The organism is Variovorax sp. Soil_C_17 (assembly GCF_057657265.1).
Genome location: NZ_JBDGIT010000001.1, coordinates 1,661,112 through 1,680,786, shown reverse-complemented (window position 1 = coordinate 1,680,786; position 19,675 = coordinate 1,661,112). Strand labels below are relative to the sequence as shown.

At 69.6% G+C, this 19,675-nt stretch carries 19 protein-coding genes and 1 other RNA gene; 11 read left to right on the top strand and 9 right to left on the bottom strand.

Translation table 11 applies throughout. The annotated features are described in order from the left end of the window. Nucleotide 1: 1 nt before the first annotated feature. The 4 genes from AC3A6Y_RS08145 to AC3A6Y_RS08130 all read right to left on the bottom strand — a co-directional run bounded on the left by AC3A6Y_RS08145 (nucleotide 2) and on the right by AC3A6Y_RS08130 (nucleotide 5,092). On the bottom strand, nucleotides 2–1,438 hold the full coding sequence (locus tag AC3A6Y_RS08145; RefSeq protein WP_487867682.1) for an NfeD family protein: 1,437 nt from the start codon (nucleotides 1,436–1,438) through the stop codon (nucleotides 2–4). Nucleotides 1,439–1,516: 78 nt separating this feature from the next. Further along, entirely contained in the window at nucleotides 1,517–2,818 is a 1,302-nt protein-coding gene (locus AC3A6Y_RS08140) for a dihydrolipoamide acetyltransferase family protein (RefSeq protein WP_487867681.1), read from the bottom strand. A 4-nt stretch (nucleotides 2,819–2,822) separates the two neighbouring features. Then, on the bottom strand, nucleotides 2,823–3,836 hold the full coding sequence (locus AC3A6Y_RS08135; RefSeq protein ID WP_487867680.1) for an alpha-ketoacid dehydrogenase subunit beta: 1,014 nt from the start codon (nucleotides 3,834–3,836) through the stop codon (nucleotides 2,823–2,825). Further along, nucleotides 3,824–5,092: a thiamine pyrophosphate-dependent enzyme gene (locus tag AC3A6Y_RS08130; protein WP_487867679.1), complete on the bottom strand. Its 1,269-nt coding sequence runs from the start codon at nucleotides 5,090–5,092 to the stop codon at nucleotides 3,824–3,826. The genes AC3A6Y_RS08135 and AC3A6Y_RS08130 overlap by 13 nt, the downstream gene beginning before the upstream one ends. A 170-nt stretch (nucleotides 5,093–5,262) precedes the next feature. On the opposite strand from AC3A6Y_RS08130, the gene AC3A6Y_RS08125 reads away from it, so the two are divergent. Next, entirely contained in the window at nucleotides 5,263–5,751 is a 489-nt protein-coding gene (locus tag AC3A6Y_RS08125; RefSeq protein WP_487867678.1) for a tetratricopeptide repeat protein, read from the top strand. A gap of 76 nt (nucleotides 5,752–5,827) precedes the next feature. On the opposite strand, the gene AC3A6Y_RS08120 is transcribed toward AC3A6Y_RS08125, so the two are convergent. Continuing rightward, a complete protein-coding gene (locus AC3A6Y_RS08120) occupies nucleotides 5,828–6,820 on the bottom strand; it encodes a Bug family tripartite tricarboxylate transporter substrate binding protein (protein ID WP_487867677.1) in 993 nt (330 codons plus the stop codon). 134 nt (nucleotides 6,821–6,954) lie between these two features. Between AC3A6Y_RS08120 and AC3A6Y_RS08115 the strand changes: the two genes are divergently transcribed. Together AC3A6Y_RS08115 and AC3A6Y_RS08110 are read left to right on the top strand one after the other, a co-directional pair. Next, the gene (locus AC3A6Y_RS08115; RefSeq protein ID WP_487867676.1) at nucleotides 6,955–8,622 is read left to right on the top strand and encodes an MBL fold metallo-hydrolase; all 1,668 of its coding nucleotides are present in this window, start codon (nucleotides 6,955–6,957) and stop codon (nucleotides 8,620–8,622) included. Further along, on the top strand, nucleotides 8,619–9,326 hold the full coding sequence (locus AC3A6Y_RS08110) for an RNA pseudouridine synthase (RefSeq protein WP_487867675.1): 708 nt from the start codon (nucleotides 8,619–8,621) through the stop codon (nucleotides 9,324–9,326). Before AC3A6Y_RS08115 ends, AC3A6Y_RS08110 begins: the two co-directional genes overlap by 4 nt. A gap of 10 nt (nucleotides 9,327–9,336) precedes the next feature. On the opposite strand, the gene AC3A6Y_RS08105 is transcribed toward AC3A6Y_RS08110, so the two are convergent. After that, the gene (locus AC3A6Y_RS08105) at nucleotides 9,337–10,365 is read right to left on the bottom strand and encodes an AraC family transcriptional regulator (RefSeq protein WP_487867674.1); all 1,029 of its coding nucleotides are present in this window, start codon (nucleotides 10,363–10,365) and stop codon (nucleotides 9,337–9,339) included. A gap of 46 nt (nucleotides 10,366–10,411) precedes the next feature. On the opposite strand from AC3A6Y_RS08105, the gene AC3A6Y_RS08100 reads away from it, so the two are divergent. Beyond that, nucleotides 10,412–11,221 carry a methyltransferase domain-containing protein gene (locus AC3A6Y_RS08100; protein ID WP_487867673.1) on the top strand — a complete coding sequence of 270 codons (810 nt, stop codon included), beginning with the start codon at nucleotides 10,412–10,414 and terminating at the stop codon, nucleotides 11,219–11,221. Between the two features lie 11 nt (nucleotides 11,222–11,232). Here the strand turns inward: AC3A6Y_RS08100 and rnpB are convergent. Further along, nucleotides 11,233–11,559, bottom strand: an RNA gene (gene rnpB, locus AC3A6Y_RS08095) — RNase P RNA component class A. A 111-nt stretch (nucleotides 11,560–11,670) separates the two neighbouring features. Here rnpB and AC3A6Y_RS08090 point away from each other — a divergent pair. From AC3A6Y_RS08090 to AC3A6Y_RS08075, 4 genes are all read left to right on the top strand, one after another. Then, a complete protein-coding gene (locus AC3A6Y_RS08090) occupies nucleotides 11,671–13,323 on the top strand; it encodes an NAD(P)/FAD-dependent oxidoreductase (protein ID WP_487867672.1) in 1,653 nt (550 codons plus the stop codon). A gap of 21 nt (nucleotides 13,324–13,344) precedes the next feature. Next, the gene (locus AC3A6Y_RS08085; RefSeq protein WP_487867671.1) at nucleotides 13,345–13,596 is read left to right on the top strand and encodes a type II toxin-antitoxin system ParD family antitoxin; all 252 of its coding nucleotides are present in this window, start codon (nucleotides 13,345–13,347) and stop codon (nucleotides 13,594–13,596) included. Beyond that, nucleotides 13,593–13,919, top strand: a complete 327-nt coding sequence (locus tag AC3A6Y_RS08080; RefSeq protein WP_487867670.1) for a type II toxin-antitoxin system RelE/ParE family toxin — start codon at nucleotides 13,593–13,595, stop codon at nucleotides 13,917–13,919. Before AC3A6Y_RS08085 ends, AC3A6Y_RS08080 begins: the two co-directional genes overlap by 4 nt. A 177-nt stretch (nucleotides 13,920–14,096) precedes the next feature. After that, on the top strand, nucleotides 14,097–14,909 hold the full coding sequence (locus tag AC3A6Y_RS08075; RefSeq protein ID WP_487867669.1) for a class I SAM-dependent methyltransferase: 813 nt from the start codon (nucleotides 14,097–14,099) through the stop codon (nucleotides 14,907–14,909). Between the two features lie 113 nt (nucleotides 14,910–15,022). Here AC3A6Y_RS08075 and htpX read toward each other — a convergent pair whose 3' ends face one another. Both htpX and AC3A6Y_RS08065 read right to left on the bottom strand, forming a co-directional pair. Beyond that, the gene (gene htpX / locus AC3A6Y_RS08070; RefSeq protein WP_487867668.1) at nucleotides 15,023–15,898 is read right to left on the bottom strand and encodes a protease HtpX; all 876 of its coding nucleotides are present in this window, start codon (nucleotides 15,896–15,898) and stop codon (nucleotides 15,023–15,025) included. 175 nt (nucleotides 15,899–16,073) lie between these two features. Next, nucleotides 16,074–16,874 (bottom strand): IclR family transcriptional regulator domain-containing protein, encoded by an 801-nt coding sequence (locus tag AC3A6Y_RS08065; protein ID WP_487867667.1) that lies wholly within the window; start codon nucleotides 16,872–16,874, stop codon nucleotides 16,074–16,076. 85 nt (nucleotides 16,875–16,959) lie between these two features. Here AC3A6Y_RS08065 and AC3A6Y_RS08060 point away from each other — a divergent pair, with 85 nt between their 5' ends. From AC3A6Y_RS08060 to AC3A6Y_RS08050, 3 genes are read left to right on the top strand one after another with little or no spacing between them, the layout of a single operon-like run. Then, nucleotides 16,960–17,928 (top strand): Bug family tripartite tricarboxylate transporter substrate binding protein, encoded by a 969-nt coding sequence (locus tag AC3A6Y_RS08060; protein WP_487867666.1) that lies wholly within the window; start codon nucleotides 16,960–16,962, stop codon nucleotides 17,926–17,928. Nucleotides 17,929–17,938: 10 nt separating this feature from the next. Next, on the top strand, nucleotides 17,939–19,180 hold the full coding sequence (locus tag AC3A6Y_RS08055) for a Rieske 2Fe-2S domain-containing protein (RefSeq protein WP_487867665.1): 1,242 nt from the start codon (nucleotides 17,939–17,941) through the stop codon (nucleotides 19,178–19,180). Between the two features lie 27 nt (nucleotides 19,181–19,207). After that, complete coding sequence (locus AC3A6Y_RS08050) at nucleotides 19,208–19,672, top strand: aromatic-ring-hydroxylating dioxygenase subunit beta (protein WP_487867664.1); 465 nt, start codon at nucleotides 19,208–19,210, stop codon at nucleotides 19,670–19,672. The last annotated feature ends 3 nt before the right edge of the window (nucleotides 19,673–19,675 follow it).

Genomic DNA, 19,675 nt, shown 5'->3' with positions numbered 1-19,675 from the left:
GTCAGGCCCTCGCGGCCGACTCCTGGCCTTCCGGCGCCACCTGCAGCGCGCTGCCCTGCACGCCGCTCACGCGAACGCGGCGGCCCGCGTACAGGTCGCCGGTGCCGGTCACGCGCCAGTAGTCGCCCTGGATCTGGGCCCAGCCCTCGCCATCGGCGAACTCGACCAGCTCGCCCGTGGTGCCCACCAGCGTCGTGACGCCGCTGACCACCGGGCGGTGCCTCGCCTTGGCCGCCATGCCTGCAACCACGATGATGAAGAGCGCCGAGACCGCACTGCTCAGCGCGACCACCCACACCGGCACGCCGAAGCCCGGCGCGTCGTTGTCGATCAGCAGCACCGCGCCGAAGGCGAAGGCGGCGATGCCGCCCAGCCCCAGCACGCCGAAGCTGGGCAGGAAGGCCTCGGCAACCAGGAAGGCCACGCCCAGCAGGATCAGCGCCAGGCCCGCGTAGTTGACGGGCAGCATCTGCAGCCCGAAGAGCGCCAGCGTCAGGCAGATCGCGCCCACCACGCCGGGCAGCACGAAGCCCGGACTGGAGAACTCGAACAGCAGGCCGTAAATGCCGATCATCAACAGGATCAGCGCCAGGCTGGGCTCGGTGATCACCGACAGCAGGCGGCTGCGCCAGTCGGCGTCGAACGCCAGCAGCTGCGCGCGCTGCGTGGCGAGGCGCACGGTGCCGCGGTCCATCTCCACATCGCGGCCGTTGACCTGCATCAGCAGGTCGGCCACGTCCTGCGCCACGATATTGATCACCCGCTTCTGCAGCGCCTCCTGGGCCGACAGGCTGACCGACTCGCGCACCGCCAGCTCGGCCCACTCGGCATTGCGATGGCGCAGCTGCGCGAGGCTGCGGATGTAGGCCGAGGCGTCGGACAGGCGCTTGGCGGTCATCGCATCGGGGGCGGATTCCTTTTCGTTCTTGTCGCCGGGTTTCGCATCGGGCCGCCCCGGCGTCGGCATGCCGATCGCCACCGGCGTCGCGGCGCCCAGGTTGGAGGCGGGCGCCATGGCCGCGATGTGGCTGGCGTAGAGGATGTAGGTGCCGGCGCTGGCGGCACGCGCGCCGCTGGGTGCCACGAAGGTCGCGACCGGCACGGGCGAGGCGAGGATGTCCTTGACGATGCTGCGCATCGAGGCATCGAGGCCGCCGGGCGTGTCGAGTTGCAGCACGGCGAGGCGCGCGCCCTTCTGGGCGGCGAGGGCGAGGCCGCGGCGCACATAGTCGGCGGAGGCGGGTCCGATGGCACCGTCGAGCTGCATCAGGACCACGATGCGGGTTGCGGGGGTGGCGGGGGTGGCGGACGGCGCCGCGGGAGACACGGCTTCAGAACTGGCCACTGCCGTGGCATGAGCCCCGCCCGGCCACTTGAAGGCACTGGCACCGAAGCCGCAGGCGAAGGCACTCCCATTTGCCAGGAGGACCAGTGCCATCAACCATGTTCTGGCGGACCCCATGCGGCGGATTCTAGGAGTCGGCAGCATGGATGTCACACGCTCGCAAACCCGCTGCTAATCGACAAAAAGCAGGGCTGGAGATTCCAGCGAGGCCCGCATCGCCTGCACGAACCCGGCCGCGTACTGGCCGTCGATCACGCGGTGGTCGAAGGAGCAGGACAGGTTCATCATGCTGCGGGGCAGCATCGCGCCGTCGCGCATCACAGGCCGCAGCACGATGCGGTTGACGCCCACGATCGCCACCTCGGGCAGGTTGATGATCGGCGTGGAGGCGATGCCGCCCAGCGCACCCAGGCTGGTGATGGTGATGGTCGAGCCGCTCAGCTCGTCGCGCGTGGCATGCCCGGCGCGCGCGGCGGCCGCCAGGCGGGCGATCTCGGCGGCACTGGACCACGGCTCGCGGGCTTCGGCATGCCGCAGCACCGGCACCATGAGGCCCGCCTCGGTCTGGGTGGCGATGCCCACGTGCACCGCGCCGTGGCGCGTGAGCACGCCGGCGTCATCGTCGAAGCGGGCGTTGGTCTGCGGATAGCGCTGCACCGCCAGCACCAGCGCGCGCACCAACAGGGGCAGCAGCGTCAGGTGCGGGCGCTCGCCCTTCCAGCGTTCGTTGAGCTGCGCGCGCAGGCGCTCCACGTCGCTGACGTCGACCTCCTCGACGTAGGTGAAATGCGGAATGCGGCGCGCCGACTCCTGCATGCGCTGCGCGATGCGGCGGCGCACGCCGGTGATGGGCACGGCCTCTTCGTCGTGGCGCTCGACGCCGCGCGGGGCCATCGCGGGGGGCTGCTGCGACTCACGGCGTGCGTCGGGATGGCGGGCCTGCCAGGCGTCGAGGTCGGCCTGCACGATGCGGCCGGCGGTGCCGCTGGCGGGTATCAGCCGCAGGTCGATGCCGAGCTCCCACGCGCGGCGACGCACGGCGGGCGAGGCGATGGGGCGCTCGCCCTGTTGCACGGGCGCGGGCGCGGGCTTGCCGGCCGAAGCGACGACGGACGGGCGCGCCGGTGCTGGTGCCGGTGCTAGGGCCGGTGCTGGTGCCAGCGACGGCGCCGGTGCAGGCGCCAGCGTCGGCCCGTCCGTCTGCGTGCCGGGCACCTCCACGTTGCCAGCCCCTTCCACCTCGATGCGAATCAGCTCCGCACCCACCGCGATCAGTTGCCCGACCGTGGCGCCCAGCGAGAGCACCTTGCCGGCCACCGGCGAGGGAAGCTCGACCGTGGCCTTGTCGGTCATCACGTCGGCCAGCACCTGGTCTTCCGCCACCTTCTCGCCGGGCTGCACCCACCAGGCGACCAGCTCCACCTCGGCGATGCCCTCGCCGATGTCCGGGACCTTGATCGCAAGCTCGCCCATTCGCTCAGTCCTCCATCAGGCGCCGGAAGGCGGCGCCGACGCGTGCCGGGCCGGGGAAGTAGGCCCACTCCTGCGCATGCGGGTAGGGCGTGTCCCAGCCCGTCACGCGCTCGATCGGCGCCTCGAGGTGGTAGAAGCAGTGCTCCTGCACCAGCGCCGTGAGCTCGGCGCCGAAGCCGCTGCTGCGCGTGGCCTCGTGCACGATCGCGCAGCGGCCGGTCTTCTTTACCGAAGCGACCAGCGTGGGCAGGTCCAGCGGCCACAGGCTGCGCAAGTCGATGATCTCGACATCGATGCCGGTCTCGCGCGCCGCCGCCTCGCAGACGAACACCATCGTGCCGTAGGTGATGGCGGTGAGCGCCCCGCCGGGCCGGAACACCGTGGCCGACTCCAGCGGCACGGTGTAGTAGCCCTCGGGCACCTCGCCCAGCGGATGCTGGGACCAGGGCACCAGCGGCTGGTCGTGGTGGCCGTCGAACGGGCCGTTGTAGAGGCGCTTGGGCTCCAGGAAGATGACCGGGTCGTCGTTCTCGATCGAGGCGATCAGCAGGCCCTTGGCATCCCGCGGGTTGGAGGGCATCACCGTGCGCAGCCCGCAGACGTGGGTGAACAGCACCTCGGGGCTCTGGCTGTGCGTCTGCCCGCCGTAGATGCCGCCGCCGCAGGGCATGCGGATGGTGATGGGGGCGAAGAAGTCGCCGGCCGAGCGGTACCGCAGGCGCGCCGCTTCCGACACGATCTGGTCGTAGGCCGGGTAGAAGTAGTCGGCGAACTGCACCTCCACCACCGGGCGCAGGCCGTATGCACCCATGCCGATGGCCGAGCCGACGATGCCGCCCTCGGAGATCGGCGCATCGAACACGCGCGAGCGGCCGTACTTGGCCTGCAGGCCCTCGGTGACGCGGAACACGCCGCCGAAGTAGCCCACGTCCTGGCCGTAGATCACGACGTTGTCGTCGCGCGCCAGCATCAGGTCCATGGCCGAGCGCAGGGCCTGGATCATGGTCATGGCGGGCATGGGCGGGCCTCCGGCTGAAACTGCGAGAGCTGCCGGCGCTGCTCCTGCAGGTGCGGCGGCATCGTCTGGTAGACATCCTCGAACATCGCCGCCGGGCCGAACAGATGGCCGTCGGCCAGCGAGCCGTAACGCTCGGCCTCCTTCATCGCCGCGCTCACCTGGGCTTCGAGCTCCGACTGCGTCTTCCGGTGCTCTTCCTCCGACCAGGCGCCGATGCCGCGCAGGTGCTGCGCGAGCCGCGCGACCGGGTCGCCCAGCGGGAAGTGCTGCCAGTCGTCGGCGGGCCGGTAGCGCGACGGATCGTCCGAGGTGGAATGGGCACCCGCCCGGTAGGTGACCCACTCGACCAGCGTCGGCCCCAGGTTGCCGCGGGCACGCTCGGCCGCCCAGCGCGAGGCCGCCAGCACGGCCAGGAAATCGTTGCCGTCCACGCGCAGCGAGGCGATGCCGCAGCCGACCCCGCGCGCGGCGAAGGTGGTGGCCTCGCCGCCGGCGATGGCCTGGAAGGTGGAGATCGCCCACTGGTTGTTGACCACGTTGAGGATCACCGGCGCGCGGTACACGTGCGCGAAGGTCAGCGCGGTGTGGAAGTCGGATTCGGCGGTGGCACCGTCGCCGATCCAGGCCGAGGCGATGCGCGTGTCGCCCTTGATGGCCGAGGCCATGCCCCAGCCCACTGCCTGGATGAACTGCGTGGCCAGGTTGCCCGAGATCGAGAAGAAGCCGGCGCGCTTCATCGAATAGCACACCGGCAACTGCCGCCCCTTGAGCGGGTCGCGCTCGTTGGACATCAGCTCGCAGATCAGGTCCACCATCGACACGTCGTCGCGCGCGAGCAGCAGGCCCTGCTGGCGATAGGTGGGAAAGCACATGTCGCCCTGCACGAGCGCCAGCGCATGGCCGGTGGCGATGGCTTCCTCGCCCAGGCACTGCATGTAGAAGGAGATCTTCTTCTGCCGCTGCGCGATCAGCATGCGGGCGTCGAAGATGCGCGTCTTCATCATCGCGATCAGCCCGCGGCGCAGCAGCGCGGCATCGGCCTCGGGCACCCAGGGGCCGACGGCCCTGCCCTCGTCGTCGAGCACGCGCACCAGCGTGTAGGCCAGGTCGCTGGTGTCGGCCGGCGCGACCTCGACCGGCGGCCGCCGCACCTCGCCGGCACGCGAGAGATGCAGGTAGGAAAAGTCGGTCTCGCGGCCCGGCCGCCCGGTGGGCTCCGGCACATGCAGACGAAGCGGGGATGCGCCCTGGCTCATCGTGTTTGTCTCCGAGCTCGTTGTTGTCGCTTGCAAGGCAAAGCCTAGCGAAATTCGCCCGTCTGCGCAGCCGGGCAATTGCGCGAAGTCTCCATTGACACCCGGCGGCCGCAGGCATCGAATTCCTGGTTGGAGGCGGGCGCGGGAGCACTCAGCAGGAGGCACTCATCATGCGCAAGAAAATCTTCCTGGCGACGCTGGCCTGTCTCGCCGGCTTCAGCCTGCCGGCATGGCCGGCGGGCGGCGGGGGTGGTGGGGGTGGTGGGGGCGGCTCCTCGGTCCAGGAAGTGGACCCCGACCTGCTCGCCGGCCAGACCGCCGTCAAGGCCGAGCAATGGTCGCAGGCCGTGGGGCACCTCGACAGGGCGATCCGCACCGACCCCAGGAACGCCGATGCCTGGAACCTGCTGGGCTTCGCCTATCGCCACATGGGCCAGATGGACAAGTCCTTCCAGCACTACGAAAAAGCGCTGGAGCTCAACCCCCGCCACCGCGACGCGCACGAGTACGTGGGCGAGGCCTATCTGCAGGTCGGCCAGCTGGACGGCGCGGAGAAGCACCTGAAGGCGCTGGACAAGCTCTGCTGGTTCCCGTGCGAGCAGTACACGGAACTGAAGGAGAAGATCGAGAAGTTCAAGCGGGCGCGCGCCGGCGGATAGCTCGCTCCTGCGCCCTCTCCCGCCGGGAGCGGGTGGCGGTGAGGGGCACCGGGCCTTCGCAGATCGGGGTGGGCGCTCAATCGATGCTGATCTTCGCCGCCTTCGCCACCTCCGCCCACTTCACGCGGTTGGCGTGCACCGTCTGCTTGAATTGCGCCGGCGTCTCGATGCGCACCGTGTTGCCCTGCCCCTCGAACTTCTCGCGGATCTCGGGCTGCTCCAGCACCGCGCGGATGGCGCTGTTGAGCTTCTCGACGATGCGCGCATCGGTGCCCTTCGGGGCGAACACGCCGAACCAGATCGAGCTGTCGAAGCCCTGCGTGCCCGCGATGCCGCTGGAGGCGATGGTCGGCACCTCCCGGACGGCCGCCACCGGCTTGGCGGTGGTCACGCCCAGCAGCCGCACCTTGCCGGCCTTGTAATGCGGCAGCACGGTCTGCACCTGGTTCATGATGCAGCAGGTCTCGCCGCGCACCACCGAGGTGATGGCCTCCGGCCCGCCCTTGTAGGGCACGTGGATCATGTCCAGGCCCAGGCGCGAATTGAACTCGGCAAAGGCCATGTGGGTGCCGGCGCCGTTGCCGGTGGAAGCGTAGTTGTACTTGCCGGGGTTCGCCTTGACCCGATCGACGAACTCCTTGAGCGTCTTCGCGTCGATCACGTCCGGGTTGATGGTGAGCACGTTCGAGACGTCCAGCACCGGCGCCACCGGCACGAAGTCGGCCTCGACGTCGAAGCTCAGCTTCTTGTAGAGCGCTGCGTTGCTGCCGTGGGTGGCGGCGGTGCCGAAGGCCAGGGTGTAGCCGTCCGGCTTCGCGCGCGCCACGAACTCGCTGGCGATGTTGCCGGCAGCGCCCGACTTGTAGTCGATCACCACCGGCTGGCCGAGCTTCTGCGAGAGCGGCTCCTGGATGGTGCGGGCCACCACGTCCACGCCGGAGCCGGCCGGGAAGCCCATGATCAGCGTGACCGGCTGCTGCGGCCAATCGGCCTGTGCCCAGGCCAGCGGCGCCGCGAGCGCGAGGCCGGCGAAGGCAAGGAACGGGCGGCGAAAAGGTGAAGCGGGCATGGCGGTCCTTGAAATGAGAGAGGAGAGCGAGAGCGCATTTTGGCGCGCGCCTCATTCGCAATGGCATCGAAGCTTATTCAGCAGCAACCATGCCATCGTGCAGCCCGTCGCCCGCCTCCCGATAATGACGGCCCATGGTCCGCCCCACGCAACAACTCCATCCGCCGCGCGAGCCCGCCGCCGTGCTGCCTGCCGCCACCGTGCTGCTCCTGCGCGACACGCCCGAGGGCATCGAGGTGCTGATGACGCGGCGCTCCGCCGGCGCCAGCTTCGCGCCCGGCGCCTATGTTTTCCCGGGCGGGCGCATCGAGGAGGCGGACGCGGTCGCACAGGCGGTGGCAAGGCGCCGGCCCACGCAGAGCGATCTGCAGCTCACCCAATCGGTCGCCGCGGTGCGCGAATGCTTCGAGGAGCTCGGCGTGCTGCTCGCCCGGCATCCGGACGGCCGCGCGGTGGACCCGGCGGTGGTCGCGGCCATGGACCGCAGCACCACTTCGGCGATCGCGCTGGTGGACCAGTGCGCGGCGCACGGCCTGCTTCTTGCCACCGACCAAGTTTACACCCTCGCCCACTGGATCACCGACCGCGACCTGCCCAAGCGCTTCGACGTGCCTTTCCTGGTCGCGCGCATGCCCGAGGGCCAGACGCCCACGGCCGACGAGGCCGAGCAGTTCGAGCCCTGCTGGGTGCGGCCGGCCGACGCGCTGGCGCGGCACCAGTCAGGCGGCTTCTTCATGATCTTCCCGACGCTGCGAACGCTGGAGCGGCTGGCCGCCTACGCGACGGCCGAGGCGGTGCTCGAGGCCTGCGCCAACCGGCCCGACGGCGAAGGGCCGCTGTGGACCAGCTGCCCGCGCGCCGGCCTGCTGCGCGGCAAGGAAGCGCGCTACATGGAGCACGAATCGCCCTTCGGCGAGCTGGCCCTGGTCTGCCCCGACGGCCAGATCGTGCACGAGCTCGGCTGGCAGACCGAGGCGCCGGTGGCGCTGCTGAAGAACCTGCGGCGCCTCACGGCGCCCAACCCCGGCGCCATGACCGGCCCCGGCACCAACAGCTACATCGTGGGCGATGCGGCCACGGGCTACATCGTGATCGACCCGGGCCCCGGCGATGCCGCGCACCTGGAGCGGCTGTACCAGGCCACCGGCGGCGACATCCGCCTGATCGTCTGCACCCATTCGCACCCCGACCATTCGCCGGGCGCGGCGCCGCTGCAGGCAATGTGCAGCACGGCATCCCCGAAGCCGCCCATTCTCGGCCTGGCCTCGGCACCGACCGCGCGGCCGCACTCCCACTTCGTGCCCGAGCGCGTGCTGGAGGATGGCGAGCGCCTGCTGCTGCAGGACGGCCGGGGCACGACGCACACGCTGCGCGCGGTGCACACGCCCGGCCATGCGGCCAACCACCTGTGCCTGGTGCTGGAGGAAGACGGCCTGCTCTTCTCCGGCGACCATGTGCTCAACGGCAGCACCACGGTGGTCGATCCGCCCGACGGCAACATGAACGCCTACCTCGATTCGCTCGACCGCCTCGACGCCGTCTGCGCCGAGGGCGACATCCGCTTCATCCTGCCGGCGCATGGCTACGTGCTGGGCGAGGCGCGCGCCGCCATCGCCCACCTGAAGGCGCACCGCCTGAAGCGCGAGGCCAGGATCGCCGCCGCGATGCAGCGCCTGCCGCAGGGCACGCCCGAGGACTGGCTGCCGCTCGCCTACGACGACGTGCCGCAGCGCCTGTGGCCGGTGGCCGCACGCTCGCTGGCGGCACACATCGAGCGCATTCGACAGCGCCCGTCGCAATGAACGAATCGGACGAAGGCATCCGCCTGGCCAAGCGCGTCGCCGCGCTGGCCGGCTGCTCGCGGCGCGAGGCCGAGCTGCTGATCGAGAACGGCGCGGTCCGCGTCGACGGTCAGCCGGCACTGCTGCCGCAGTCGCGCGTGCAGCCGCACCAGCAGGTCGAGATCGAGGCCGGCGCGCGGCCCGAGCCGGTGGTGCCCGTCACGCTGCTGCTGCACAAGCCGGCCGGCACCGCAATCGAGCAGGCGCATCGCCTGCTGGTCCCCGCGAATCATCACGCGCCGGAGCGCGCGGGGCTGCGCTTCCTGCCGCGCCACGTCGCGGCCCAGCGCTGCATGACGCCGCTGGAGACGGCCGCCAGCGGCCTGGTCGTCTTCACGCAGGAATGGCGCATCGAGCGCAAGCTGCACGAGGACGCGGCGCTGCTGGAGCACGAGCTGATCGTCGACGTGGCCGGCCCGGTCGGGCCGGAGGCGCTGGCGCGGCTGGACCGGGCGCCTGCGCGCGTGAGCGTGAGCCAGCAGAACGAGGGGCACACCGGCCTGCGCTTCGCCGTCAAGGGCTTGCAGCCGGGGCAGATCGCGCAGCAATGCCAGGCCGCCGGCCTGCGGCTGCTGGGGATTCGGCGCCTGCGCATCGGGCGCGTGGCGCTCGCGGGCCTGCTGGCCGGCCAATGGCGTTATCTGTTGCCGCACGAGCGCTTCTGAACTTCTGGCCTCATTGCGCCGCACGCATGCGCCATGCGGAAGGCGGCAGGCCGACGCACTTCTTGAACGCGCGGCTGAAGGCCGCCTCCGATTCGTAGCCGACAGCCTCCGCAACCGCAGCGACCTTCCCCGCGCCGGGCTCGGTCAGCAGGCGGCTTGCCAGCTGCATGCGCCATTGCGTGAGGTACTGCATCGGCGCCAGGCCCACGAAATGCGCAAAGCGCTCGGCGAGCACCGAACGCGAGCTGCCGGCCTGCGCGGCGAGCGCCTCCAGCGTCCAGTGCCTGGCCGGCGACGCGTGCAGCAGCGCCAGCGTGCGCGCGACCAGCGGATCGTGCAGCCCGGCCAGCCAGCCGGCCGGCGCGCCACCCACCGTTTCGAGGTAGCGCCGCACCACCTCGACGAACATCAGCTCGGCCAGGCGCAGCCGCACGCCCCGGCCGCCGGACGAGGGCTCGCGCAACTCGCACAGCGCGAACTCGATCAGGTGGCCCATGCGATCGTCCGGCCGCATGGCGCTGCGCAGATGGATCATCGGCGGCAGCGCATCGAGCACCGGGTTGAGCGGCCTGCGATCGCAGCCGAGGAAGCCGCAGATGAACTGCGCCTGCTCGGCGCCCGCTCCGCCCTCGCTCACGACCGAGGGCATTTCGCCGGCCGCCATGCTGCGGAAAAAATCCACTGCTTCCTCGGGGCCGTAGGCCGCGGGCGTGTCGGGCGAATCGGCGAGGAAGTAAGCATCGCCGTGGGGCACGACCAGCACGTCCCCGGTTTCGAAGCGCTCGGGTTCCGCATCGCGCAGCCCCGCCCAGCAGCTGCCGTGCGTGACCACGTGGTAGGAGACCAGGTGTTGAGCGTCGGGCAGCGCGACACGGCGGAACGCATCGGCCCTGGGCGCCCATGACATCCACGGCGAACGCGCATCGACGAGGAACAGCATGGAGCCGGTGAGACGCACGCAGCGCAGCACGTCGGACAGGACGTCGAAGCCGGACGCCGCAGCAAGCGATCCGGACGCCGGGTCATGGTTCGCGCTCATGGCCTGGACGATGCTACACGCAGCGATTGCACCGAAGAGGAACGCCATGAGCAAGATCTTCACGCCGCCCATCGAAGACGCCCCGTGCTCGCCGGCCGAGGTGTACGAAACGCAATTCGTCCCGGCGCTCTTCAGACACTGGGGGCCGGTGCTGTGCGAGGCCGCGCACATCGGTCCGGGCCAGCGCGTGCTCGACGTGGCCTGCGGCACCGGTGCGCTGACCGTGGCGGTGGCCGGGCGCGTCTCGCCCGGCGGGTCGGTGCTCGGGCTGGACATCCATCCCGAGATGCTGGCGGTCGCCCGGCGCAAGCATCCGGAGATCGGATGGCACGAGGGCCGCGCCGAATCGCTGCCCTTCGCCGGCGCGAGCTTCGATGCGGTCGTGAGCCAGTTCGGCCTGATGTTCTTCGACGACCGCGTGGCGGCGCTGCGCGAGATGCAGCGCGTGCTGCGGCCCGGCGGCCGTCTTGCCGTGGCGGTTTGCGATGCGCTTGAAAGCTCACCGGGCTATGCGGCGCTGGCCGCGCTGCTCGATCGGCTGTTCGGCCGGCGCGTCGGCGACGCCTTCCGTGCGCCCTTCGTGCTGGGAGACGCGGCCAGGCTGCGAGCGCTGTGCGCCGAGGCGGGCATCGAGGCGAGCGTCGCGCAACACGAAGGCATGGTGCGCTTCGATTCGGTCGATGCCCTGGTGTCGACGGAGCGCGCCTGCGTGTGGACGCTCGGCGGCCTGCTCGACCACGACCAGTTCGAAAGCCTGCGGCGCGAGGCGCAGGAAGCATTCAGGCCTTTCGTCGATGCCGCCGGCCAGGTCGCCTTCGCGATGCCGGCGCTGCTGATCACCGCGCGGAAGCGATGAAGCAAGAAAAAGTGTGAAGCGCGCCTGTAAGCCGGATTCTGTGCGTTGGAGTTGCCCCCCACGTGACCGCCATTACTCTGGGCCGTCTGTCGCCAGACGGCTCGGTGCCACCTACCCGCCAGCTCTACGGAACCATATCGACGCTGGCCTACTTGGTGTTGCTGCGCGCAGAGATTGCCCGTTTCACCCGGCCGGGTTGCCCCGGCCGACTCGTCTCTGTTGCTCTGATCCTCACCTCGCGGTGGAGAGCCGTTAGCTCCTGCGCTGTCCTGTGCAGTCCGGACTTTCCTCCAGTGCGCCCTTTCGGGACTTGCACCAGCGGCGGTCCGGCGCGCTTCACGGGCATGATTATCCCAGCCCCGGCGGCAGGATGCCTCGGCTCCTGTTCTGCGGAATTTACAATCGCAACCCCCAAGCGCCACCTGCCCGATCACCACGGGCCGCCCGCCATGATCCGCGTCTCCGAACTCAAGCTCCCCCTCGACCATGCGCCCGAGGCGCTGCCCGCGCTGGTCGCGTCCACGCTGGGCATCGCGCCCGGCGACATCGCTTCGCACACGGTCTTCAAGCGCAGCTTCGATGCGCGCAAGGCCGAGCTGCTCACGGTGTACATCGTCGACGTGGCGCTGGCCGATGCGCAAGCCGAGGCCTCGGTGCTGGCCCGGCATGCCGGCCGCCCGCATGTGCAGCCCGCACCCGACATGGCCTACCGCCCGCCCGTGCGCGCCGGCGAGAGCTCGCAGCGCCCGGTGGTCGTGGGCTTCGGCCCTTGCGGCATCTTCTGCGCGCTGATGCTGGCGCAGATGGGATTCAAGCCCATCGTCCTGGAGCGCGGCAAGACCGTGCGCCAGCGCACCAGGGACACCTGGGGCCTGTGGCGCAAGAGCGTGCTCGACCCCGAATCGAACGTGCAGTTCGGCGAAGGCGGCGCCGGCACCTTCTCCGACGGCAAGCTCTACAGCCAGATCAAGGACCCGCGCTTCCTCGGCCGCAAGGTGATGGAAGAGTTCGTCAAGGCCGGCGCGCCACCCGAGATCCTCTACGTTGCCCACCCGCACATCGGCACCTTCAAGCTGGTGAAGGTGGTGGAGAACATCCGCGAGCAGATCGTCGCCCTCGGCGGCGAAATCCGCTTCGAGCAGCGCGTGACCGACGTGCACATCGAGAACGGCCGTCTGCGCGGCCTCACCGTGCTCGACCAGCGCAGCGGCACCCGCCACGAATTGCGCACCGACCACGTGGTGATGGCGCTGGGCCACAGCGCGCGCGACAGCTTCGAGATGCTGCATGCGCGCGGGGTGCACATCGAGGCCAAGCCCTTCTCCATCGGCTTTCGCGTCGAGCATCCGCAAGGCCTGATCGACCGCGCGCGCTGGGGCCGGCATGCCGGCCACCCGCTGCTGGGCGCGGCCGACTACAAGCTGGTGCATCACGCGAGCAACGGCCGCTCGGTCTACAGCTTCTGCATGTGCCCGGGCGGCACGGTGGTCGCGGCGACGAGCGAGCCCGGCCGCGTCGTCACCAACGGCATGAGCCAGTACTCGCGCAACGAGCGCAATGCCAACGCGGGCATCGTGGTGGGCATCGATCCGCGCGACTATCCCGGCTGGGAAGATGGCCGCACCGGATCGCCGCTCGCAGGCATCGCGCTGCAGCGGGCGCTGGAGTCCAACGCCTTCGTGCTCGGCGGTGGCGACTACCGCGCGCCGGGCCAGCTGGTCGGCGACTTCGTGGCCGGCAAGCCCTCGCTTGCGCTGGGCAGCGTCGAGCCCTCGTACAAGCCGGGCGTGACGCCGGGCGACCTGCATGCCGCCCTGCCCGGCTATGCCATCGAGGCCATGCGCGAGGCCTTTCCGGCCTTCGGACGCAAGATCAAGGGCTTCGACCTGCACGACGCGGTGCTCACCGGCGTCGAGACGCGCACCTCGTCGCCGATCAGGATCACGCGCGGCGACGATTTCCAAAGCCTGAATGTGCGCGGGCTCTATCCCGCAGGCGAAGGTGCGAGCTATGCGGGCGGCATCCTGTCGGCGGGCGTGGACGGCATCAAGGTCGCGGAGGCGGTGGCACGCGGAATCTCGAACAATCTTGACAACTATTGATAGTGACACCAAGATTTCCCCATGAGCACCAACACCATGAGTTTTGCGCTTCCCGAGGCCTTGCGCAGCTATGTTGATCAACGGGTGCGCTCTGGCGCCTATGGAAACACGAGCGAGTACCTTCGGGAGCTGATTCGCAAGGATCAGGAGGAACAGGCGAGAAAGCAATTGCGTGAACTGATCAAGGAAGGGCTTGAATCGGGCAAAGGGCGCCTGCTCACTCCAAAGGTCGCCGCTGAGCTGAAAGAACGAGCGCTGGGACGCTCGCGTTGAAGCGGGCGAAACTCAGGCCGCTGGCGGAGCAAGATCTCGTCGAAACCGCCCAGTACTACGTACAGGCGGGCGATCGGGCCCTTGGCGCGCGCTTCTTCGATGCGGCTTTGGATGCACTCGAGGCGATCCAACGCATGCCGGCCATGGGATCTCCGCGGCTTGGGAAGCTGTGCGACATACCACGCCTTCGCGCGTGGCGCGTCACAGGCTTTCCCGTGCAGTGGTTCTACTTCGAAGCGGATGATCATCTCGACGTCGTTCGCCTGCTCGGCGAGCGTCAAGACACTGCTGCCATCCTTGGCGGCGAGTTGAACGAGCGGTAAGTCGAGCGCCCATCAGGCCAGCGATGCCGCCGGCGCGACGTTGACGAGGGTGGCATGCGCGGCCACCATAGGGCATCGCCACCCATGTCCACCCGGTGCTGCGCACTCGTCGAAGAGGCTTGGCCCGCGCAGGAGTGGACGGTCCCCCGCGCCGTTCGGCGCTTTCAAGGAGGTCCCATGGCTGAGAGCGACAAGGTCTTCGCGGGCTCGATCCCGAAGTTCTACGACACGCTGATGGTCCCGCTGATCTTCGAAGCCTATGCGAGCGACCTGGCGGCGCTCGTCGCTGCCTCCTCGCCCGGCTCGGTGCTTGAAACGGCGGCCGGCAGCGGCGTGGTCGCGCGGGCGCTGGCGCCAAGACTCGGCGCCGGCGCCCGCTACGTGGTGACCGACCTCAACCAACCCATGCTCGACTACGCCGCCATCCGGCAGGGGCCCGACCCCCGTATCGAATGGCGGCAAGCGGATGCGCTCGACCTGCCATTCGAAGATGCCTCGTTCGACGTCGTCTGCTGCCAGTTCGGCGCGATGTTCTTCCCCAACCGGATCGCCGGCTACGCCGAGGCGCGTCGCGTGCTGAGGCCGGGCGGGCGATTTGTCTTCAATGTCTGGGACCGCATCGAAGAGAACGCCTTTGCGGACGAGGTCACCAACGCCGTTGCCGAGGTGTTTCCGCACGAGCCGCCGCGCTTCCTCGCCCGCACGCCGCATGGCTATCACGACGTCGCACTGATCCGGGAGGAACTGAGCCGCGCAGGGTTCGCCGACATCGAAATCGAGACGAGGGAGAAGGTGAGCCGCGCGCCCTCGGCACGCGACGCCGCCGCCGCCTATTGCCAGGGGACGCCGCTGCGCAATGAAATCGAGGCGCGCGACGCCAGCCTGCTTCAACTCGCCACGGACCGCGCGACGGAGGCGATCGCCAGCCGCCATGGCGAAGGCCCGGTGGCCGGCAAGATTCAGGCGCATGTGATCGTGGCGGCGGGATAGCGAAGGCCCGGCGCAAGACGGCCATCCGCTCGCCGACGGCACCTGGCCGGCGGGCGTCGGCCCCACGAAAAAAGGGCCGATCGCCCGGCCCCTTGTTCCATGCGCGTCGGCAATCAGATCTGGGCGTTCTGCAGTGCCGCGATGCGCTCCTCGATCGGCGGGTGCGTGGCAAACAGTTTGCCGATGCTGCCCGTGATGCCCATGGCTTCCACCGCCTTCGGCAGCTCGCCGGGCGTCAGGCCGCCCAGGCGGGCGAGCGCGTTCACCATCGGCTGCTTGCGGCCCATCAACTGCGCGGCGCCGGCGTCGGCGCGGAATTCGCGGTGGCGCGAGAACCAGGCCACCACGATCGCGGCCGCGAAGCCCAGCACGATGTCGAGCACCACGGTGGTGATCATGTAGCCGATGCCCGGGCCGGTGTTGCTGTCGCTGCCGCGGCGCAGGAAGCCGTCTACCGCGTAGCCGATCACGCGCGAGAGGAAAACCACGAAGGTGTTCATCACGCCCTGGATCAGCGTCATCGTCACCATGTCGCCGTTGGCCACGTGCGCCACCTCGTGCCCGATCACGGCCTCGACCTCCTCGCGCGTCATGTTGGCGAGCAGGCCGGTTGAAACGGCCACCAGCGACGAGTTCTTGAAGGCGCCGGTGGCGAAGGCATTGGGGTCGCCCTCGAAGATGCCGACCTCGGGCATGCCGATGCCGGCCTTGTCGGCGAACTTGCGCACGGTCTGCACGATCCAGGCTTCGTCGGGCGACTGCGGCTCGTTGATGATGCGCACGCCGGCCGTCCACTTGGCCATCGGCTTGCTGATGAGCAGCGAGATGATCGCGCCGCCGAAGCCCATCACCAGCGCGAAGCCCAGCAGGGCCGTCAGGTTGAGCCCGTTGGCGGTGAGGTAGCGGTTGACGCCGAGCAGGCTGGCGACGACGCCCAGCACCGCGACCACCATCACGTTGGTCAGGACAAACAGAAGGATGCGTTTCAAGCTGATTTCTCCGTGGGGTTCAGGCGAAGTGCCCGCCGTGGCGAGCAAATGAGGCCCGGCGAGGAGGTTTTCAAGCGCGGCACGGCGGATCGTTGTGGTGGTTCTGCCCTGCGGCGCCAGGCCTCGGATCGATCATAGGAGCAAAAGTTCGCACGTCCGGAACACGCCACTACGCTCACTCGGGATAAAGCCGGCCCGCCAGCGTGGCGCTGGCCTTGCGCAGCGCGGGGAGGAAGGCGTCGCGGAATTCGACGAAGCTCATGCGCTCGGCGCGCACCGCGATGCTCATCGCGGCCACCATCGCGCCGCTGCGGTCGTGCACCGGCACGGCCATGGAGCGCACGCCCAGCTCGAGTTCGCCGTCGTTGCCGGCGTAGCCTTCCTCGCGGCAGCGTGCGAGCAAGGCCAGCACCGGCTTCAGCTCGTACACGGTGCGCGCGGTGAGCGGCTGCCGCGGCATCGCGCGCACCCGGCGCTCGGCTTCCGCCGGCGGCAGGCTGGCGAGCAGCACGCGCCCCAGCGCCGAGCAATACGCCGGCAGGCGCGAGCCGATGCCCAGCCCCGTGCTGAGGCTGCGCCGCGCGGTGGAGCGGGCGATGATGATCGCGTCGTCGCCCAGGAGCTTGCCCAAAGACGCCGACTCGCGCGTGCGCTCCGACAGCGCGTCGAGCAGCGGCTGCGCCAGCGAGGGGGTGGCGCGCGAGGCCAGGTAGGCATGCGCCACCAGGAGCGCCTTGGGCAGCATCCAGAAGCGCTTGCCGTCGCTGTCGAGATAGCCCAGCACCTGCAGGGTCAGCAGCGAGCGTCGCGCCGAGGCCGGCGAGCAGCCGGTGAGCCGCGCCACCTCCGACACGGTGAGCCGGCCGTGCTGGCGGCCGAAGCAGGTCAGCACCTCCAGGCCCTTCTGCAGCGAGGCGACGAAATTCTTGTCGGTCAGCTCCACGCTTCCCTGGGCAGCGGCTTGGTTTTTGCGCATGGCGCAAATCTAGCTTGTTCGCCGTGGCCCTGCGGCGGACACTCCTCCTACCCCGATGAACGTCTGCCACGGAGACAAAACCCCCATGCTGAATTCCTTTGCGCGGCGCCTCTGCGCCGCCTGCCTGGCGGGCGCCTGCCTGCTCGGCCTCGCCTCGGCGCAGAGCCCCCAGGCGCTGAAGCTCGTCGTGCCCTTCCCGGCCGGCGGCACTGCCGACATCCTGCCGCGCGTGGTGGCCGAGAAGCTGCGCGCCCAGTACCCCGGCGGCGTGCTGATCGACAACCGCACCGGCGCGGGCGGCAACATCGGCGCCGAGCTGGTGTTCCGTTCGGAGCCGGACGGCAACACGCTGCTGGTGTCGCCGCCGGCACCGATCGCGATCAACCAGCACCTCTACAAGAAGCTCTCCTTCGACCCCACCCAATGGGTGCCCGTCACGGTGCTCGCGACGGTGCCGAACGTGCTGGTGGTCAGCCCCAGGCTGCCGGTGAAGAACGTGCAGGAATTCATCGCCTATGCCAAGGCCAACCCCGGCAAGCTCAGCTACGGCTCGCAGGGCAACGGCACCACCTCGCACCTGACGGCCAGCCTGTTCATGCAGCTGACGGGCGTCGAGATGGTCCACATTCCCTACAAGGGCACGGCGCCCGCGCTGGTGGACCTGGTGGGCGGACAGATCGACGTGTTCTTCGACAACCTGAGCTCCTCGCTGCCCTTCCACCAGGCCGGCAAGCTGCGCATCCTTGGCGTGGCCGACGAGCAGCGCTCGCACGCCCTGCCGGAGGTCCCGACCTTCGCCGAGCAGAAGCTGCCCGCCATGAACGCCGTGACCTGGTTCGCGGTGGTGGCGCCGCCCGGCACGCCCGCGGACAAGGTCGCCTCTGCGCAGAAGGCGATCGCCGATGCGCTGGCATTGCCCGACGTGAAGCAGAAGTTCGCCGAACAGGGCGCCGAGCCGCGCGGCTGGGACGCTGCCCGCACCGGCAGGTTCCTCCAGGCCGAATCCGCGAAATGGAACAAGGTCATCAAGAGCGCCAAGGTCAGCCTCGATTGACATCACGAACATGAACGACATCGCATCCCAACCGATCCACTGGGCCGGCCCCGGCCTCACGCGCATTCCCTTCGCGCTCTACAGCGACGCGCAGACCGCAGCCGAGGAGCAGGCCCGCATCTTCCGGGGCGAGGTCTGGAACTACCTGTGCCTCGAGGCCGAGCTGCCCGATGCCGGCAGCTACCGCACCACCTTCGCCGGCGAGACGCCGGTGGTGGTGGTGCGCGACGCAGACGGCGAGATCTACGCCTTCGAGAACCGCTGCGCCCACCGCGGCGCGCTGATCGCGCTGGAGAAATCGGGCCGCGCCGAGAACTTCCAGTGCGTCTACCACGCCTGGAGCTACAACCGCCGGGGCGACCTGACCGGCGTCGCCTTCGAGAAGGGCGTCAAGGGCCAGGGCGGCATGCCGCCGGATTTCTGCAAGGAGGCCCACGGCCCGCGCAAGCTGCGCATCGCCACCTTCTGCGGCCTGGTCTTCGGCAGCTTCAGCGAGGACGTGCCCGGCATCGAGGACTACCTGGGCGAAGAGATCTGCGCGCGCATCGAGCGCGTGCTGCACAAGCCGGTGGAGGTGATCGGCCGCTTCACGCAGGCGCTGCCCAACAACTGGAAGCTCTACGTGGAGAACGTGAAGGACAGCTACCACGCGAGCCTGCTGCACATGTTCTTCACCACCTTCGAGCTCAACCGCCTGTCGCAGAAGGGCGGCGTGATCGTCGACGAGAGCGGGGGCCATCACGTGAGCTACTCGATGATCGATCCGGCCGCGGAGAAGGACGCCTCGTACAAGGAACAGGCACTGCGCTCCGACAACGACCGCTTGCGCCTGAAGGACCCGAGCCTGCTCGCCGGCTTCAAGGAATACGAGGACGGCGTGACGCTGCAGATCCTCTCGGTCTTCCCCGGCTTCGTGCTGCAGCAGATCCAGAACTGCCTGGCGGTGCGGCAGGTGCTGCCCAAGGGCGTGGCGCGCACCGAGCTCAACTGGACCTACCTGGGCTATGCCGACGACACGCCCGAAGCGCGCCGCGTGCGCCTGAAGCAGTCGAACCTGATCGGGCCGGCCGGCTTCATCTCGATGGAGGACGGCGCGGTGGGCGGCTTCGTGCAGCGCGGCATCGCCGGCGCGCACGACCAGGCGGCGGTGGTCGAGATGGGCGGCGACGGCGCAGCGTCGAGCGAAGGCCGCGCCACCGAAGCCTCGGTGCGCGGCTTCTGGAAGGCCTACCGCCATCACATGGGCGCCTGAGCACGCGCGACGACGAGAGAGAACACGATGATCGACCTGCTGGCGCTGTGCGCCTTCAACGCGGCCTATGCCCACACCATCGACAGCGATGCGCTGGAGCAGTGGCCGGACTACTTCACCGAGGACTGCCACTACCGCATCACGCATGTGGAGAACGAGCGCGAAGGCCTGGCCGCCGGCATCGTCTATGCCGACTCGCGCGCGATGCTGCAAGACCGCGTCGCCGCACTGCGCGAGGCCAACATCTACGAGCGGCAGCGCTACCGGCACCTGCTGGGCATTCCGCTGCTCGAACGAGCCAGCGCCGACGGCGCCGAGGCGCGCACGCCCTTCATCGTGGCGCGCATCATGGCCACGGGCCAGACGGAAGTCTTCGCCACCGGCGTGTACCAGGACCGCTTCGTCCAGCAGGACGGGCAGCTGAGGCTGCAGTCGCGCGTGGCGGTGTGCGACAGCACGGTGACCGACACGCTGTTGGCCCTGCCGTTGTGAGCG

Coding starts and splice junctions, on each gene's coding strand:
- AC3A6Y_RS08140 (WP_487867681.1), bottom strand. CDS start 2,818: ATGGGCGAGCTTGCGATCAAGGTCCCGGACATCGGCGAGGGCATCGCC.
- AC3A6Y_RS08125 (WP_487867678.1), top strand. CDS start 5,263: ATGCGCAAGAAAATCTTCCTGGCGACGCTGGCCTGTCTCGCCGGCTTC.
- AC3A6Y_RS08110 (WP_487867675.1), top strand. CDS start 8,619: ATGAACGAATCGGACGAAGGCATCCGCCTGGCCAAGCGCGTCGCCGCG.
- AC3A6Y_RS08145 (WP_487867682.1), bottom strand. CDS start 1,438: ATGGCACTGGTCCTCCTGGCAAATGGGAGTGCCTTCGCCTGCGGCTTC.
- AC3A6Y_RS08085 (WP_487867671.1), top strand. CDS start 13,345: ATGAGCACCAACACCATGAGTTTTGCGCTTCCCGAGGCCTTGCGCAGC.
- AC3A6Y_RS08050 (WP_487867664.1), top strand. CDS start 19,208: ATGATCGACCTGCTGGCGCTGTGCGCCTTCAACGCGGCCTATGCCCAC.
- AC3A6Y_RS08065 (WP_487867667.1), bottom strand. CDS start 16,874: ATGCGCAAAAACCAAGCCGCTGCCCAGGGAAGCGTGGAGCTGACCGAC.
- AC3A6Y_RS08055 (WP_487867665.1), top strand. CDS start 17,939: ATGAACGACATCGCATCCCAACCGATCCACTGGGCCGGCCCCGGCCTC.
- AC3A6Y_RS08075 (WP_487867669.1), top strand. CDS start 14,097: ATGGCTGAGAGCGACAAGGTCTTCGCGGGCTCGATCCCGAAGTTCTAC.
- AC3A6Y_RS08105 (WP_487867674.1), bottom strand. CDS start 10,365: ATGAGCGCGAACCATGACCCGGCGTCCGGATCGCTTGCTGCGGCGTCC.
- AC3A6Y_RS08060 (WP_487867666.1), top strand. CDS start 16,960: ATGCTGAATTCCTTTGCGCGGCGCCTCTGCGCCGCCTGCCTGGCGGGC.
- AC3A6Y_RS08115 (WP_487867676.1), top strand. CDS start 6,955: ATGGTCCGCCCCACGCAACAACTCCATCCGCCGCGCGAGCCCGCCGCC.
- AC3A6Y_RS08120 (WP_487867677.1), bottom strand. CDS start 6,820: ATGCCCGCTTCACCTTTTCGCCGCCCGTTCCTTGCCTTCGCCGGCCTC.
- AC3A6Y_RS08135 (WP_487867680.1), bottom strand. CDS start 3,836: ATGCCCGCCATGACCATGATCCAGGCCCTGCGCTCGGCCATGGACCTG.
- AC3A6Y_RS08100 (WP_487867673.1), top strand. CDS start 10,412: ATGAGCAAGATCTTCACGCCGCCCATCGAAGACGCCCCGTGCTCGCCG.
- AC3A6Y_RS08130 (WP_487867679.1), bottom strand. CDS start 5,092: ATGAGCCAGGGCGCATCCCCGCTTCGTCTGCATGTGCCGGAGCCCACC.
- AC3A6Y_RS08090 (WP_487867672.1), top strand. CDS start 11,671: ATGATCCGCGTCTCCGAACTCAAGCTCCCCCTCGACCATGCGCCCGAG.